This is a genomic window from Citrobacter sp. Marseille-Q6884, from assembly GCF_945906775.1.
In the GTDB taxonomy this organism is placed as follows: domain Bacteria; phylum Pseudomonadota; class Gammaproteobacteria; order Enterobacterales; family Enterobacteriaceae; genus Citrobacter.
In genome coordinates this window covers 3,069,308-3,084,673 of record NZ_CAMDRE010000001.1, presented here as the reverse complement: position 1 = coordinate 3,084,673, position 15,366 = coordinate 3,069,308, and the positions used below count along the sequence as shown (strand labels likewise).

Below are 15,366 nucleotides of genomic sequence, written 5' to 3'. Positions count from 1 at the left end.
GCGTATTTTGCACTAAATCGGTAAGAAATAACAAGAGAATGAAACAACTGTTAAAGAATATTTTTCACTAACTGCCTGATTTATCGGCAACCGCATTTGCATACACCCCCGCGATAGCACTATTTGCTAAAATTTCATCTCGCCACCAGGCGCTTGCTAAACCCGCGGTCTGTTCATTCCAGCCAATCCACACGGGTTCAAAGATAATCTGCGCGACCACTGTCTTCTCAATAAGCGCCCCGCTGTCCAAAAATCGCTGCGCCAGATAGCGCGGTATATAACCGCAACCCAGACCGCTAATTTGCAACTCCAGCTTGGTTTTAAAATCGAAAACGGTAATGGCTTCTTGATCATCAACTAACTGAGAACCCGACAAATTTACAGAATGTGCATTATCCCCGACGACAATAGCGCGAAACCGTTTTATCGTCCGGCGATTTAATGGTTCTGCTTCCTGCGCCAGTGGATGATGAGGGGCAACAACAAAGACCTGCTCCAGATCGCCTAAACGGGCAAAACCAAAGTCACTCGCCGAAGGCGGCTCATGCATCGCGCCGACAATAATATCAGCCCGCCCTTGCGTAAGCGCATCCCACGAACTGCCCAGTACGCCGTTGATAAATTTCAGGCGCGTCACGCTGTGATGTTGATAGAAAGATTCGATGAGTGGCGCGAGAAGCGAAAAGGGAAAGGTATCATCCACGCCGATCACCAGCTCATTCTCCCAACCTTCATGAAGTTTAATGGCCTGTTTTTCGAGTTCGCGGACGGTGTGGAGCACCTCCCGTCCCTTTTCCAGCAGCATCTGCCCGGTTCGGGTAAATTTGGCCCGGTGCCCGCTACGATCCAGAAGTTGAATATTAAGATCGCTCTCCAGCTTATGCACGGTATAGCTCAGCGCCGACGGCGTCTTAAATAATTTTGCCGACGCCGCCGCGAAGCTGCCCTCTTTCTCTAATGCATCGAGGATGATCAGAACATCCAGCAGTGGTTTCATACTCGCCCCCTGGCGGTATACAGCGGCACTCTGCTGGTGTGTCACTCCATCGGCATCACCAGTGGGTCAGGATATTGGTACTCAAACCCAAGCTCATTGCAGATTCGGTTACCATCGATGACTTTCCCTTTATTCACGCCCTCCCGGAACGTCGGGGGCTCCATACCCAACAAGCGCGCCATCTGAGGATAGAACACATTGCGCGCCGGATGCATGGGCGCACATATATTATAGATGTGTCCCCCCTTAGGTGCCTGTAGCAGCAAGGCAATCGCAGAGACAACATCATCCAGATGCACCAGATTGACGCCCTGCTGCCCATCCGGTGCCGTCTTACCCGCGAAAAAACGACCAGGATGTCTTCCCGGCCCGACCAGCCCCGCCAGGCGCAAAATATCGACCGACGTTCCCGGCAAATTATGTAGCCAGTCCTCAAGCTCTTTCAGGACGCGACCACTTTCCGTGTTCGGATTACGCGGCGAGTTCTCTTTCACTGTGCCCTGTACATCGCCATAGACCGACGTCGAACTGGTAAAAATAATCCGCGGAATACGATACGCCAGCGCACTATCGACCAGTTCCTGCATTGCCTGCAGATAAAATCCCTCTCCCGGACCGCTGCGACGCGCAGGGAGCGTGATCACCAGCGCATCGGCATCCATTAACGCATCGAGATCGTCTGACTCACAGACCAGTTCAGGCTCCAGGCGTAACGAGTAGCTCTCGATACCGCTCATTCGGGCCGCTTCCACCCCATCCAATGTGGTTTTGCTGCCGGTGACTTGCCAGCCTCTGGCCGCCAGCGACATCGCTAACGGCATGCCTAACCAACCTAACCCGACAATTGCGACCTTTTTCATGCCTTCTCTCCTGACTGTTGGCCTATAACGCAAGGCTACGCCAGCCTACGGTGACTGACAATTTATAGTATCAATATGAAATGAATTAATGATCAAAAAAAGCCCTTGCTTTCTGTTACTAAAGTGGTTTAGGTTAAAAGACATCAAATGAATAACCATTCATCGAGAAATTTATGACACGCGCTCAATTTAATCACCATCACCACCATCATCCTGACTAGTCTTTCAGGCGATGTGTGCTGGGAGACATTTCAATCTTCCAGTGGTGCATGAGCGTATGAGAAAGCCCCCGGAAGAAATCTTCCGGGGGCTTTTTTTTTGGTGCGCGACTCAGATTGAATCAGACAGGATAACGAGGAACAAAGAATGTTAGACAATACCCGTTTACGCATAGCTATGCAGAAATCAGGCCGTTTAAGCGATGATTCACGCGAATTACTGGCTCGCTGTGGCATTAAAATTAATCTTCACACCCAGCGCCTGATTGCCATGGCCGAGAATATGCCTATTGATATTCTCCGCGTGCGTGATGACGATATTCCGGGTCTGGTGATGGACGGCGTCGTTGATCTCGGCATCATCGGTGAAAACGTTCTGGAAGAAGAGTTGCTGAACCGCCGGGCGCAGGGTGAAGACCCGCGCTACTTTACGCTGCGTCGCCTGGACTTCGGCGGTTGTCGCCTCTCGCTGGCGACGCCGGTTGATGAAGCCTGGGAGGGTCCGTCAGCACTGAACGGTAAGCGTATCGCCACCTCTTACCCACACCTGCTCAAGCGCTATCTCGACCAAAAAGGTGTCTCATTTAAATCCTGTCTGCTAAACGGCTCTGTCGAAGTCGCCCCACGCGCTGGCCTGGCCGATGCGATTTGCGATCTGGTCTCAACGGGTGCCACGCTGGAGGCAAATGGCCTGCGTGAAGTGGAAGTGATTTATCGTTCCAAAGCCTGCCTGATTCAACGCGACGGTGAGATGGCTGAAGCCAAGCAACTGCTGATTGATAAATTGCTGACCCGTATTCAGGGGGTCATTCAGGCACGTGAATCCAAGTACATCATGATGCATGCCCCGAGTGAACGACTGGACGAAGTTATCGCCCTGTTGCCTGGCGCTGAGCGCCCAACCATTCTGCCGCTGGCTGGCGATCAGCAACGTGTTGCAATGCACATGGTGAGCAGTGAAACCCTGTTCTGGGAAACCATGGAAAAACTGAAAGCGCTCGGCGCCAGCTCGATTCTGGTGCTACCGATTGAAAAGATGATGGAGTGACAGCCATGAGCTTTAGCACAATCATTGACTGGAACAGCTGTAGCCCGGAGCAGCAGCGCGAATTACTGATGCGCCCGGCGATTTCCGCGTCGGATAGCATCACCCGCACGGTGAGTGAAATACTGGATAACGTGAAGTCCCGTGGTGATGATGCACTGCGTGAATACAGCGCGAAGTTCGATAAAACCAACGTGACGGCGCTAAAAGTCAGTACTGAAGACATGGCGGCCGCTGGCACTCGCCTGAGTGATGACCTCAAACAAGCCATGGCAGTGGCCGTTAGCAACATTGAAACGTTCCATAATGCGCAAAAACTGCCCGTGGTCGATATCGAAACGCAGCCCGGTGTGCGCTGCCAGCAGGTTACCCGTCCGGTAGATTCTGTGGGTCTGTATATTCCCGGGGGGTCGGCACCGCTCTTCTCTACGGTATTAATGCTCGCCACGCCAGCCCGTATCGCGGGTTGCCGTAAAGTAGTGCTGTGTTCGCCGCCCCCTATCGCCGACGAAATTCTTTATGCGGCGCAGTTATGTGGTGTCCAGGATGTCTTTAATGTCGGCGGCGCTCAGGCCATTGCTGCACTGGCATTTGGGAGCGAAACCGTACCGAAAGTGGATAAAATTTTTGGACCCGGCAATGCGTATGTGACCGAAGCAAAACGCCAGGTCAGCCAGCGTCTGGACGGTGCAGCCATTGACATGCCTGCAGGTCCTTCAGAAGTTCTGGTAATTGCCGACAGCGGTGCAACGCCCGATTTCGTCGCGTCTGACTTACTCTCTCAGGCTGAACACGGACCCGATTCACAGGTGATTCTGCTCACCCCCGACGCCGATATCGCCCGCCGTGTCGCAGAGGCCGTAGAACGTCAGCTTGCTGAATTGCCGCGAGCGGAAACCGCGCGTCAGGCGCTCAGCGCGAGCCGTCTGATTGTGGCTAACGATTTAGATCAGTGCATCGCTATCTCTAATCAATACGGTCCTGAACACCTCATCATTCAGACCCGCGATGCGCGTGAACGGGTTGATGAGATTACCAGCGCTGGCTCCGTATTTCTCGGTGACTGGTCGCCGGAATCCGCCGGTGATTATGCCTCAGGGACTAACCACGTCCTGCCAACCTACGGGTACACCGCAACCTGCTCAAGTCTCGGACTTGCTGATTTTCAGAAACGGATGACCGTGCAGGAGTTATCACCACAAGGTTTCTCTGCCCTGGCCTCAACCATTGAAACGCTGGCCGCCGCTGAGCGACTGACCGCCCACAAAAATGCCGTCACCCTGCGTGTTAACGCCCTGAAGGAGCAAGCATGAGCACTGACAAGATTCTCAGCGTCACCGACTTAGCCCGTAAAAACGTCCGCGAGTTGACGCCCTATCTGTCTGCCCGCCGTCTGGGCGGCAATGGCGATGTCTGGCTGAACGCTAACGAGTTTCCGACCGCCGTTGAATTTCAGTTAAGCCAACAGACGCTTAACCGTTACCCTGAGTGTCAGCCAAAAGCGGTGATCGAAAACTACGCGCAGTACGCCGGCGTTAGACCGGAGCAGGTTCTGGTCAGCCGTGGTGCCGATGAAGGGATCGAACTGTTGGTCCGTGCTTTTTGCGAACCCGGTAAAGATGCAATTTTGTACTGTCCGCCGACTTACGGCATGTACAGCGTCAGCGCCGAAACAATTGGCGTTGAATGTCGTACCGTCCCGACCCTTGATAACTGGCAACTGGATTTGCCAGGCATCGCCGACAAGCTTGATGGTGTGAAAGTGGTCTACGTTTGCAGCCCCAATAACCCAACCGGCCAGCTGATTAACCCACAAGATCTGCGCGCATTGATCGACATGACACAAGGTAAAGCCATTGTGGTTGCCGATGAGGCCTATATTGAGTTTTGTCCGCAGGCGACACTGGCTGGCTGGCTTTGCGAATATCCGAATCTGGTGATCCTGCGTACGCTCTCGAAAGCCTTTGCCCTGGCCGGTTTGCGCTGTGGTTTTACGCTGGCTAATGAAGAAATTATCAATCTGCTGCTGAAAGTGATTGCCCCCTATCCGCTTTCTACGCCAGTGGCGGATATCGCCGCCCAGGCGCTGACGCCGCAAGGCATCACGGCCATGCGTGAACGCGTAGCGCAGATCCTGGAGGAGCGTCAGTTTCTGGTCGATAACCTGAAAACAATCCCCTGCGTGGAACAGGTTTTCGACTCGCAAACCAACTATGTTCTGGCACGCTTTAAAGCCACCAGTTCGGTGTTTAAATCTTTGTGGGATCAAGGCATTATCTTACGAGATCAGAACAAACAACCTTCGTTAAGCGGCTGCCTGCGTATTACAGTTGGAACCCGCGAAGAGAGCCAGCGCGTCATTGACGCTTTACGTGCGGAGCAAGTATGAGCCAGAAGTATCTTTTTATTGACCGTGATGGAACCCTGATTTCCGAACCGCCAACTGATTTTCAGGTTGATCGCTTTGACAAACTGGCTTTTGAGCCGGAGGTGATTCCTGCGCTGCTGAAACTGCAAAAAGCCGGTTTTAAACTGGTCATGATCACCAACCAGGATGGACTGGGAACATCGAGCTTCCCGCAGGTTGACTTCGATGGCCCACATAACCTGATGATGCAGATTTTCACCTCGCAGGGCATTGTGTTTGATGAGGTACTGATCTGCCCACACCTGCCGGCGGATGAGTGCGATTGCCGGAAGCCAAAAGTCAAACTGGTGGAACAGTATCTCGTTGAGCAGGCTCTGGATGCTGCAAACAGCTACGTCATTGGCGACCGCGCCACTGATATTCAACTGGCTGAAAACATGGGTATCACCGGATTACGCTATCACCGTGATACCCTGAACTGGTCAATGATTAGCGAGCAGCTGACCAAACGCGACCGCTTTGCCCACGTTGAACGTAACACGAAAGAAACCCAGATTGATGTCAAAGTCTGGCTGGATCGCGAAGGTCGGAGCAAAATTAATACCGGCGTAGGTTTCTTCGACCACATGCTGGATCAAATCTCGACCCACGGCGGTTTTTGCATGGAAATTGCCGTGAAAGGCGATCTGTATATTGACGATCACCACACGGTGGAAGATACCGGTCTGGCGCTGGGAGAAGCCTTAAAGCTGGCTCTGGGCGATAAACGCGGCATCAATCGTTTTGGTTTTGTACTGCCGATGGACGAATGCCTGGCACGTTGCGCACTGGATATCTCCGGGCGTCCTCACCTGGAATACCGGGCTGAATTTGCCTATCAGCGCGTTGGCGATTTAAGTACCGAGATGGTCGAGCATTTCTTCCGTTCGCTCTCCTACACCATGGGCGCGACGCTGCACCTGAAGACGAAAGGCAAAAATGATCACCACCGTGTAGAAAGTTTATTCAAAGCATTTGGCCGCACGCTGCGCCAGGCGATTCGCGTAGAAGGCGACACGCTTCCTTCCTCAAAAGGGGTGCTGTGATGAACGTGGTGATCCTCGACACGGGCTGCGCCAACCTGAACTCGGTGAAATCCGCCGTGGCGCGTCATGGATATGACCCGATCGTCAGCCGTGACGCCGATGTTGTCCTGCGCGCCGATAAACTTTTCCTGCCCGGTGTGGGCACTGCACAATCAGCAATGGATCAGTTGCAGGCACGTGAGCTCATTGAACTCATCAAAGCCTGTACTCAGCCTGTACTGGGGATTTGTTTGGGTATGCAGCTGCTGGGTCGTCGTAGCGAAGAGAGTCATGGTGTGGATCTGCTGGGTATTATTGATCAGGATGTGCCCAAAATGACCGATTTTGGCCTCCCTTTGCCGCACATGGGCTGGAATCGCGTTTACCCACAGGCCGGTAATCGCCTGTTCCAGGGCATTGAGGACGGTGCGTATTTTTACTTTGTACACAGCTATGCCATGCCGGTGAATCCCTGGACCATCGCTCAGTGTAACTACGGCGAACCGTTCACCGCAGCGGTACAAAAAGACAATTTCTTCGGCGTGCAATTCCACCCTGAGCGCTCGGGTGCCGCCGGGGCGCAGTTGCTGAAAAACTTTCTGGAGATGTGATGATTATTCCGGCATTAGATTTAATCGACGGCACGGTGGTACGCCTCCATCAGGGCGATTATGCAAAACAGCGCGATTACGGCAACAACCCCTTACCTCGTTTGCAGGACTACGCCGCACAGGGTGCGCAGGTACTGCATCTGGTGGATCTCACCGGAGCCAAAGATCCCCTCAAGCGCCAAATAGCCCTGATTAAAACACTGGTCGCAAGTGTAGACGTTCCGGTACAGGTTGGTGGCGGTGTGCGCACAGAAGAAGACGTTGCCGCTCTGCTCGATGCCGGCGTTGCGCGTGTGGTTGTCGGCTCCACTGCGGTGAAGTCACCGGAGGTCGTTAAAGGCTGGTTCGCCCGGTTTGGCGCCGACGCGCTGGTGCTGGCGCTGGACGTTCGTATTGACGAGCGCGGGAACAAACAGGTAGCGGTTAGCGGCTGGCAGGAAGACTCCGGCGTTTCGCTGGAAGCGCTGGTGGAGACCTATTTACCGGTCGGCCTGAAACATGTGCTGTGCACCGATATTTCTCGCGACGGTACGCTGGCGGGCTCCAACGTGTCGCTTTATAACGAAGTGTGCGCCCGATATCCGCAGGTGGCCTTTCAGTCATCCGGCGGAATTGGAGATATCGACGATGTTGCAGCGTTGCGTGATACCGGCGTTCGTGGCGTGATCGTGGGACGAGCGCTGCTGGAAGGTAAATTTACCGTTGAGGAGGCCATCCAATGCTGGCAAAACGCATAATTCCTTGTCTGGATGTTCGTGATGGTCAGGTGGTGAAAGGCGTCCAGTTTCGCAATCATGAAATCATTGGCGACATCGTCCCACTGGCGAAGCGCTATGCCGATGAAGGCGCTGATGAACTGGTGTTTTACGATATCACCGCCTCCAGCGATGGTCGCGTGGTGGATAAGAGTTGGGTATCCCGCGTGGCAGAAGTGATCGATATTCCGTTCTGCGTAGCCGGCGGGATTAAGTCCATCGACGATGCGGCGCGGATCCTCTCCTTCGGTGCAGATAAAATATCCATCAACTCCCCGGCGCTGGCCGAACCGGAGCTTATCACCCGTTTGGCGGACCGCTTTGGCGTACAGTGCATCGTGGTGGGCATTGATACCTGGTATGACGCAGAAACCGGTAAATATCACGTCAATCAATATACGGGTGATGAAAACCGTACCCGCGTCACCCAGTGGGAAACGCTGGACTGGGTGCAGGAGGTCCAAAAACGTGGCGCGGGCGAAATTGTCCTGAACATGATGAATCAGGATGGTGTACGTAACGGCTACGATCTGGAGCAACTGAAAAAAGTACGTGAGGTTTGCCACGTACCGCTAATTGCCTCTGGTGGCGCAGGCACGATGGAACATTTCCTCGAAGCCTTCCGTGACGCAGACGTTGACGGCGCGCTCGCCGCCTCCGTCTTCCACAAGCAAATTATTAATATTGGTGAATTAAAAACGTTCCTGGCAACGCAGGGCGTGGAGATCAGGATATGTTAACGAAGCAACAATGCCGCGAACTGGACTGGGAGAAAACCGACGGTCTGATGCCGGTTGTAGTACAGCATGCGGTATCCGGTGAAGTATTGATGCTCGGCTATATGAACCCGCAGGCGTTGGATCAAACGATCGAAAGCGGGAAAGTCACGTTTTACTCGCGTACTAAACAGCGGCTGTGGACCAAAGGGGAAACCTCCGGCCACTTTCTTAACGTTGTCAGCATTACGCCAGATTGCGATAACGACACTCTGTTAGCGCTGGTTAACCCGATTGGCCCCACCTGCCATAAAGGCACCAGCAGCTGTTTTGGTGAAGCCAGCCACCAGTGGCTGTTTCTGTATCAGCTTGAGCAACTGCTTGCTGAGCGTAAAACGGCCGATCCGGCAAGCTCTTACACGGCAAAACTGTATGCCAGCGGCACCAAACGCATCGCACAAAAAGTCGGGGAAGAAGGCGTAGAAACGGCGCTGGCCGCGACGGTACAGGATCGTTTCGAACTGACCAATGAAGCTTCGGACCTGATGTATCACCTGCTGGTGCTGCTGCAGGATCAGGAACTCGACCTGACCACCGTGATTGAGAATTTGCGCAAGCGCCATCAGTAAACTTCGGGCATAAAAAAACCGGGTGATACCCGGTTTTTGTTATTCAGTTCAGAAGCATACAGACTTACATTGCTTTCGCTTTGTAACCACGCAGTGCATTTCGTCCCAGAACTACACCCGCACCAATCATCCCGCCGAGCAGTACCGCCAACACCAAAGTTATCGATTTTTTGGGACTGTCGCGACGAATCGGCAGGGTCGGTTTCATCACGTAGCGATAGGCATGCATCTCTGTCCCTTCAAGCTTCAGATTTTCAATATCCAGCAGCTTTTGTTTGGTCTGGAAGTAGTTATCAGACAATATCAAAGGACGTGTCGCCTCGTGCGCAATCATGGATTTCAGAGCATCGCTCCCCAGAAGGAACATACTGTCCTGCGTCACATCCTGAGTTTGCTGAAGCTGCGGTTTCGTCACATTAGCCTGTTCGGCATAACGTAACGCTTCCTGGATTTGCTTGATGCGTAACTCTTTTTGCTCCTGCGCCACTACTTCCTGGGTTTTCAGAGAATCTTCAAGCGTCGTCTTTTGCAACTTGATGTTATCAGTCAAATCAAGTTTCAGCTCTTTGGCGACTTTTTCATCAGTTTGTTGAATGTATTCAGCAAGCTGGCGCTGAGCCCCTTCCGCTGAATTGCTGACATAAGAAACAGCCAGTGGCAATGGCTGGCCTTTTACAGACTGCTCAATAGTCAGCTTTTCAGGTTCTTCCTGATTATCGAGCGCTTCAGCTAACGCAGATAAAGAGGTGCTGAAACGACCAATCACATTCGTCTGCAGATCACTTACCTTTGGTGCACTGCTACCATACACAATGTTTAACGCGTTATTGTACGTCGCAATCTGCGCCACATCCGGTTGAGTGATAATCGCGGTAGAGGTCCATTTCTCTTTCGCCACCGCCAGATAGCCTACCGCCAGCACAATCGCAACGACCACACAGACAATTATTGTCACTTTACCGCGCCACAATTGGACGACTAAATCGATCAAATCAATCTGCTCCGGATCGTTACTACGCCCGGATATGTTGTTATCACTTACAGACATAAATACCCTAAATGAGGAAAGACTGAAACTGGAAATAGTTTAGTCATAAATGCAGGTAATGCCATAGGATTATTGATAAAAATTGCAGATTGTTTTAAAGATTTTAATTGGTATTTTAACCTTAACGTAATAAGAAACGCAGAAAAATCTCAGTGTCAATACGTCGTTACTCTTTGCTAAAAAATAATTCGATTAATCAATTCAGCATGTGAATGTTTGCCTCTATTCGCCTGAAATTCACCCAGCTCGTAGCAGATAGCCATTATCTTTTTTACCATCTAGCGGTATGATTCTATTTTTTGCGGTGCTTGCTGGCACCTGGTTATAATTTGGCCTGACAGAGGAATGTGAAATGAAATACCTGGTTACGGGCGCTGCTGGTTTTATCGGCTTCCACGTGAGTGAACGCCTCCTGAAGGCGGGTCATCAGGTCGTCGGTATCGATAACCTTAATGATTACTACGATGTGAGTCTTAAACAGGCTCGTCTGGATTTATTGGTGCAGCCCGGTTTTCATTTTCATAAAGTTGATTTAGCAAACCGGGACAGCATGGCTGCGCTCTTCGCAACCGAGCAGTTCGATCGCGTGATACATCTCGCCGCTCAGGCTGGTGTACGTTACTCGCTCGAAAATCCTCATGCATACGCGGATTCTAATCTGACTGGCTTCCTGAATGTGCTGGAAGGGTGTCGGCATAATCACGTCCAACACCTGCTCTATGCCTCCTCCAGTTCCGTGTACGGCCTGAATCGCAAAATGCCATTTTCAACGGATGACTCCGTCGATCACCCGGTATCCTTATACGCAGCCACCAAAAAAGCCAATGAACTGATGGCCCATACGTATTCGCACCTGTACGGACTGCCGACAACCGGATTACGTTTCTTCACCGTGTACGGCCCGTGGGGTCGCCCGGATATGGCGCTGTTTAAATTCACTAAAGCGATGCTTGAAGGAAAAAGTATCGACGTCTACAACTTCGGTAAGATGAAGCGCGACTTTACCTATATTGATGACATCGCCGAGGCGATCGTTCGACTGCAGGACATCATCCCGCAGGTTGATGCACAATGGACCGTTGAGACCGGAACGCCAGCAACAAGTGTTGCGCCGTATCGGGTCTATAATATCGGTAACAGTGCCCCGGTAGAATTAATGGATTACATTAAGGCGCTGGAAGATGCTCTGGGTATCGAAGCCGCTAAAAATATGCTCCCCCTGCAACCCGGCGATGTGCTGGAAACCAGCGCAGAGACCAGGGCACTCTATGACGTTATCGGTTTCAAACCCGAAACAACGGTTAAAGATGGCGTGAAAAACTTCGTTGACTGGTATCGTGATTTCTATAACGTATAGTTAAAAGCTGTTTAATACAAAAAGGCCTTATACAAGGCCTTTTTCCTGCAACGCTGTTTAATCACTACCAAACAGATCTCGTGTATACACCTTATCGGCAACATCACTCAGTTCCGGTGTCATACGGTTCGAAATAATAATATCTGCTTCATTTTTAAACGTGTTCAAATCGCGAACGACCCGGGAATGAAAAAATTCATCTTCCTCCATAACCGGTTCATAAATAATCACCGGTACCCCCTTGGCTTTAATACGCTTCATGATCCCCTGAATAGACGATGCCCGGAAATTATCAGAGCCACTTTTCATGATTAAACGATATACGCCAACAACTTTAGGTTTTCGTGCAAGGATCGAGTCGGCAATAAAATCTTTGCGCGTGCGGTTGGCATCAACAATCGCGCCAATAATGTTATTAGGAACCGAGGCATAGTTCGCCAGGAGTTGCTTGGTGTCTTTCGGCAAACAGTAGCCGCCGTAGCCAAATGACGGGTTGTTATAGTGATTGCCAATACGCGGGTCCAGGCAAACCCCTTCAATTATCTGACGGGAGTTCAAGCCCAGGCTTTCTGCATAGCTGTCCAGCTCGTTAAAATAAGCCACACGCAACGCCAGGTAGGTATTGGCGAATAATTTGATGGCTTCAGCTTCCGTCGAGTCGGTAAACAGCGTTGGAATTTCTTTCTTCACCGCCCCCTCCTGCAACAGCGCAGCAAAACGTTCTGCGCGTTCAGAACGTTCACCGATAACAATACGCGACGGATGCAGGTTGTCGTACAATGCACGCCCTTCACGCAGGAACTCCGGCGAGAAGAAAATATTATCGATGCCAAACTTCTCTTTAATTGAATGCGTAAAACCGACCGGAATGGTGGATTTAATCACCATCACCACACGTGGATTAATGTCAATCACATCACGGATCACCGACTCTACGCTTGAGGTATTGAAGTAGTTGGTCTTCGGATCGTAATCAGTTGGTGTCGAGATAATAACGTAATCAGCATCGCGATAAGCATCATGCTTATCAGTCGTTGCACGAAAATTCAGCGGCTTCGTCGCCAGATACTCTTCGATCTCTTTATCTACTATCGGCGATTTTTTCTGATTCAACATGTCGACTTTCGCCTGAACGATATCCAGAGCAACCACTTCGTGGTGCTGGGCAATCAGAATACCGTTCGAAAGCCCTACGTAACCTGTTCCTGAGATAGTTATCTTCATTCGCGCTGTAACTTCTTCCGGTTAAACATTGAGGGTGAACACGTCGCCAGCCTGCGTGGCGTATCGGGTCAGCATAACGTGAGTATATCGTGATTTGCGCTGATATCGGCTATCAGACCTGGCTGAATACCATTTTTAGACAATAAAAAAGCCCGGAGGAGCGCTCCGGGCCTGAGTTTACTACTAAGCTAAATCAGATTAATCCAGCCATTCGGTGTGGAACACACCTTCTTTATCAGTGCGTTTATACGTGTGCGCACCAAAGTAGTCACGTTGTGCCTGAATCAGGTTCGCTGGCAGTACCGCAGAGCGGTAGCTGTCGTAGTACGCAACAGCGGCAGAGAATGTCGGTACCGGAATACCATTTTGCACAGCGTAAGCCACTACATCACGCAGCGCCTGCTGATATTCATCAGCGATATTTTTGAAGTACGGAGCCAACAGCAGGTTTGCGATACCCTTGTTTTCAGCATAGGCATCGGTGATTTTCTGCAGGAATTGTGCGCGAATGATGCAGCCCGCACGGAAAATCTTCGCGATTTCACCGTAGTTCAGATCCCAGTGGTATTCGTCAGACGCGGCACGCAGTTGAGAGAAACCCTGCGCGTAGGAGACGATTTTACCCAGGTACAGTGCGCGACGCACTTTCTCAACGAACTCGGCTTTATCGCCAGCCAGTTTAGCCTGCGGGCCAGATAGCACTTTAGATGCCGCAACGCGCTGGTCTTTCAGGGAAGAGATGTAGCGAGCGAATACGGATTCAGTGATCAGAGACAACGGTTCGCCCAGATCCAGAGAGCTCTGGCTGGTCCACTTACCGGTGCCTTTGTTCGCTGCTTCATCCAGAATCACATCAACCAGGTATTTGCCTTCTTCATCTTTTTTGGTGAAGATGTCCTTGGTGATGTCAATCAGGTAGCTACTCAGTTCGCCTTCGTTCCATTTGGTAAACGTAGTCGCCAGCTCTTCGTTAGACAGGTTCAGGCCGCCTTTCAGCAAAGAGTAGGCTTCAGCAATCAACTGCATATCGCCGTATTCGATACCGTTGTGAACCATTTTCACGTAGTGGCCAGCACCGTCAGCGCCAATGTAGGTGACACACGGTTCACCATCTTCGGCAACGGCTGCAATCTTGGTCAGAATCGGCGCAACCAGTTCGTACGCTTCTTTCTGTCCGCCAGGCATGATAGATGGCCCTTTCAGCGCGCCCTCTTCACCACCGGACACGCCGGTACCGATAAAGTTAAAGCCTTCTGCAGACAGTTCACGGTTACGACGAATAGTGTCCTGGAAGAAAGTGTTACCGCCATCAATAATGATGTCGCCTTTATCCAGATACGGCTTCAGGGAGTCAATAGCAGCATCAGTGCCCGCTCCTGCTTTCACCATTAACAGGATACGACGAGGCGTTTCGAGGGATTCAACAAACTCTTTTACCGTGTAGTAAGGCACCAGTTTCTTGCCAGGGTTCTCGGCAATCACTTCTTCGGTCTTTTCACGGGAGCGGTTGAAAACGGAGACGGTATAACCACGGCTTTCGATGTTGAGCGCCAGGTTGCGCCCCATCACTGCCATACCGACGACGCCGATCTGTTGCTTGGACATTATATACTCCTGTCAGGTGTGGTCACCGCGCGACGGATGCGCGGCTTGAATGTGATTAGATGGTAACTCAGTAATACTTGATATGGATAGCGGAAGATGCTTTTATAAAAAAGAAATAAGCAATAAATTATAAATCAAGGAGAATACTATTAGCTCATTTATTTAGCTGCCACTTCCATGCTTCTTCCATCATTTACTCAATAGATCTTAATGTCCTTTATTGAGGATTTTTTCGGCTAACAATAGGCCAACCCAATACTCAGCAGTGTCACCAAGAATACGATTGTATATCCTATAATTAACACATTATTGTGACTTCTTTAAAAAACACATATTAATTCCAGCACTTAGTACCTTTTTCTGGTTTTTAAATTATAGATATCAAAATGAAAATCTTTTGAAGTATTTTTAATACAGGAAAGTGTTCATCAGCCAAGTCTATAACATGAATAAAATATCTAACACCTGTACAGTCTTTAGGTAGAAGAAGCGGCCTCCAAATACGGTCAACACTTCCAATTCACCACATCCTACACTAGTCAGTGTATGGACTAAATTGATTGGATAACCCGAAGCATTTCATCAATATGTTCGGAAGGATGAGAACCTGCCGGATTAATGCCCCTTAATTGGGTAACATTAAAATTACTATTAGGCCGAACAACACATTAAAGCCTATACTCGCACCAACTTTGATGTTCGTTTAGATTTGTCGCCCCACCGATGGTACAATTCTTGGTCAAGGGAATATTTTCAGGATCATCATAGGTCGTGGCATAAGAATTAAAGGACATTAATTCAGCAATGCTCAGGATTACTGGCAACATTATCATATTAATGCTCAATTATTTTTAATTAATTCGTTTTCA

At 50.6% G+C, this 15,366-nt stretch carries 14 protein-coding genes, 1 pseudogene and 1 other annotated feature; of the genes and pseudogenes, 10 read left to right on the top strand and 5 right to left on the bottom strand.

All coding sequences use genetic code 11. The features are described from left to right. Positions 1-12: 12 nt before the first annotated feature. Together N7268_RS14585 and N7268_RS14580 are read right to left on the bottom strand one after the other, a co-directional pair. A pseudogene (locus N7268_RS14585) lies at positions 13-997 on the bottom strand (LysR family transcriptional regulator). 41 nt (positions 998-1,038) lie between these two features. After that, positions 1,039-1,857, bottom strand: coding sequence for an SDR family oxidoreductase (locus N7268_RS14580; protein ID WP_198904547.1), 819 nt, complete (start codon positions 1,855-1,857; stop codon positions 1,039-1,041). Positions 1,858-2,030: 173 nt separating this feature from the next. Between N7268_RS14580 and hisL the strand changes: the two genes are divergently transcribed. From hisL to hisIE, 9 genes are all read left to right on the top strand, one after another. Beyond that, positions 2,031-2,078 (top strand): his operon leader peptide, encoded by a 48-nt coding sequence (gene hisL, locus N7268_RS14575; protein ID WP_101741515.1) that lies wholly within the window; start codon positions 2,031-2,033, stop codon positions 2,076-2,078. Continuing rightward, positions 2,054-2,176, top strand: a sequence feature (His leader region). Its footprint overlaps the gene before it by 25 nt. A gap of 47 nt (positions 2,177-2,223) precedes the next feature. Beyond that, entirely contained in the window at positions 2,224-3,123 is a 900-nt protein-coding gene (gene hisG / locus N7268_RS14570; RefSeq protein ID WP_198904548.1) for an ATP phosphoribosyltransferase, read from the top strand. A 5-nt stretch (positions 3,124-3,128) separates the two neighbouring features. Next, positions 3,129-4,433: a histidinol dehydrogenase gene (gene hisD, locus N7268_RS14565; protein ID WP_260863443.1), complete on the top strand. Its 1,305-nt coding sequence runs from the start codon at positions 3,129-3,131 to the stop codon at positions 4,431-4,433. Continuing rightward, the gene (gene hisC / locus N7268_RS14560; protein WP_260863442.1) at positions 4,430-5,509 is read left to right on the top strand and encodes a histidinol-phosphate transaminase; all 1,080 of its coding nucleotides are present in this window, start codon (positions 4,430-4,432) and stop codon (positions 5,507-5,509) included. The genes hisD and hisC overlap by 4 nt, the downstream gene beginning before the upstream one ends. Then, a complete protein-coding gene (hisB, locus tag N7268_RS14555; RefSeq protein ID WP_260863441.1) occupies positions 5,506-6,573 on the top strand; it encodes a bifunctional histidinol-phosphatase/imidazoleglycerol-phosphate dehydratase HisB in 1,068 nt (355 codons plus the stop codon). The genes hisC and hisB overlap by 4 nt, the downstream gene beginning before the upstream one ends. Then, positions 6,573-7,163, top strand: a complete 591-nt coding sequence (hisH, locus tag N7268_RS14550; protein ID WP_198904552.1) for an imidazole glycerol phosphate synthase subunit HisH — start codon at positions 6,573-6,575, stop codon at positions 7,161-7,163. The genes hisB and hisH overlap by 1 nt, the downstream gene beginning before the upstream one ends. Continuing rightward, positions 7,163-7,900: a 1-(5-phosphoribosyl)-5-[(5-phosphoribosylamino)methylideneamino]imidazole-4-carboxamide isomerase gene (hisA, locus tag N7268_RS14545; protein ID WP_260863440.1), complete on the top strand. Its 738-nt coding sequence runs from the start codon at positions 7,163-7,165 to the stop codon at positions 7,898-7,900. Before hisH ends, hisA begins: the two co-directional genes overlap by 1 nt. Further along, entirely contained in the window at positions 7,882-8,658 is a 777-nt protein-coding gene (gene hisF / locus N7268_RS14540; protein WP_260863439.1) for an imidazole glycerol phosphate synthase subunit HisF, read from the top strand. The genes hisA and hisF overlap by 19 nt, the downstream gene beginning before the upstream one ends. Beyond that, a complete protein-coding gene (gene hisIE / locus N7268_RS14535) occupies positions 8,652-9,263 on the top strand; it encodes a bifunctional phosphoribosyl-AMP cyclohydrolase/phosphoribosyl-ATP diphosphatase HisIE (protein WP_260863438.1) in 612 nt (203 codons plus the stop codon). The genes hisF and hisIE overlap by 7 nt, the downstream gene beginning before the upstream one ends. A gap of 64 nt (positions 9,264-9,327) precedes the next feature. Here the strand turns inward: hisIE and wzzB are convergent, their stop codons facing one another. Further along, positions 9,328-10,311, bottom strand: a complete 984-nt coding sequence (gene wzzB / locus N7268_RS14530; protein ID WP_260863437.1) for an LPS O-antigen chain length determinant protein WzzB — start codon at positions 10,309-10,311, stop codon at positions 9,328-9,330. A gap of 352 nt (positions 10,312-10,663) precedes the next feature. Between wzzB and N7268_RS14525 the strand changes: the two genes are divergently transcribed. Further along, positions 10,664-11,668, top strand: coding sequence for an NAD-dependent epimerase (locus N7268_RS14525; RefSeq protein ID WP_260863436.1), 1,005 nt, complete (start codon positions 10,664-10,666; stop codon positions 11,666-11,668). A gap of 57 nt (positions 11,669-11,725) precedes the next feature. Here N7268_RS14525 and ugd read toward each other — a convergent pair whose 3' ends face one another. Together ugd and gndA are read right to left on the bottom strand one after the other, a co-directional pair. Continuing rightward, positions 11,726-12,892, bottom strand: coding sequence for a UDP-glucose 6-dehydrogenase (gene ugd, locus N7268_RS14520; RefSeq protein ID WP_260863435.1), 1,167 nt, complete (start codon positions 12,890-12,892; stop codon positions 11,726-11,728). A 198-nt stretch (positions 12,893-13,090) separates the two neighbouring features. Further along, positions 13,091-14,497 carry an NADP-dependent phosphogluconate dehydrogenase gene (gene gndA / locus N7268_RS14515; RefSeq protein WP_260863434.1) on the bottom strand — a complete coding sequence of 469 codons (1,407 nt, stop codon included), beginning with the start codon at positions 14,495-14,497 and terminating at the stop codon, positions 13,091-13,093. Between the last annotated feature and the right edge of the window lie 869 nt (positions 14,498-15,366).

Bases quoted from the DNA above. Each gene is read 5' to 3' on its own strand.
- hisD (WP_260863443.1), top strand. From the start codon at position 3,129: ATGAGCTTTAGCACAATCATTGACTGGAACAGCTGTAGCCCGGAGCAG.
- hisC (WP_260863442.1), top strand. From the start codon at position 4,430: ATGAGCACTGACAAGATTCTCAGCGTCACCGACTTAGCCCGTAAAAAC.
- N7268_RS14580 (WP_198904547.1), bottom strand. From the start codon at position 1,857: ATGAAAAAGGTCGCAATTGTCGGGTTAGGTTGGTTAGGCATGCCGTTA.
- gndA (WP_260863434.1), bottom strand. From the start codon at position 14,497: ATGTCCAAGCAACAGATCGGCGTCGTCGGTATGGCAGTGATGGGGCGC.
- hisH (WP_198904552.1), top strand. From the start codon at position 6,573: ATGAACGTGGTGATCCTCGACACGGGCTGCGCCAACCTGAACTCGGTG.
- hisB (WP_260863441.1), top strand. From the start codon at position 5,506: ATGAGCCAGAAGTATCTTTTTATTGACCGTGATGGAACCCTGATTTCC.
- hisF (WP_260863439.1), top strand. From the start codon at position 7,882: ATGCTGGCAAAACGCATAATTCCTTGTCTGGATGTTCGTGATGGTCAG.
- wzzB (WP_260863437.1), bottom strand. From the start codon at position 10,311: ATGTCTGTAAGTGATAACAACATATCCGGGCGTAGTAACGATCCGGAG.
- ugd (WP_260863435.1), bottom strand. From the start codon at position 12,892: ATGAAGATAACTATCTCAGGAACAGGTTACGTAGGGCTTTCGAACGGT.
- hisA (WP_260863440.1), top strand. From the start codon at position 7,163: ATGATTATTCCGGCATTAGATTTAATCGACGGCACGGTGGTACGCCTC.
- hisG (WP_198904548.1), top strand. From the start codon at position 2,224: ATGTTAGACAATACCCGTTTACGCATAGCTATGCAGAAATCAGGCCGT.
- N7268_RS14525 (WP_260863436.1), top strand. From the start codon at position 10,664: ATGAAATACCTGGTTACGGGCGCTGCTGGTTTTATCGGCTTCCACGTG.
- hisIE (WP_260863438.1), top strand. From the start codon at position 8,652: ATGTTAACGAAGCAACAATGCCGCGAACTGGACTGGGAGAAAACCGAC.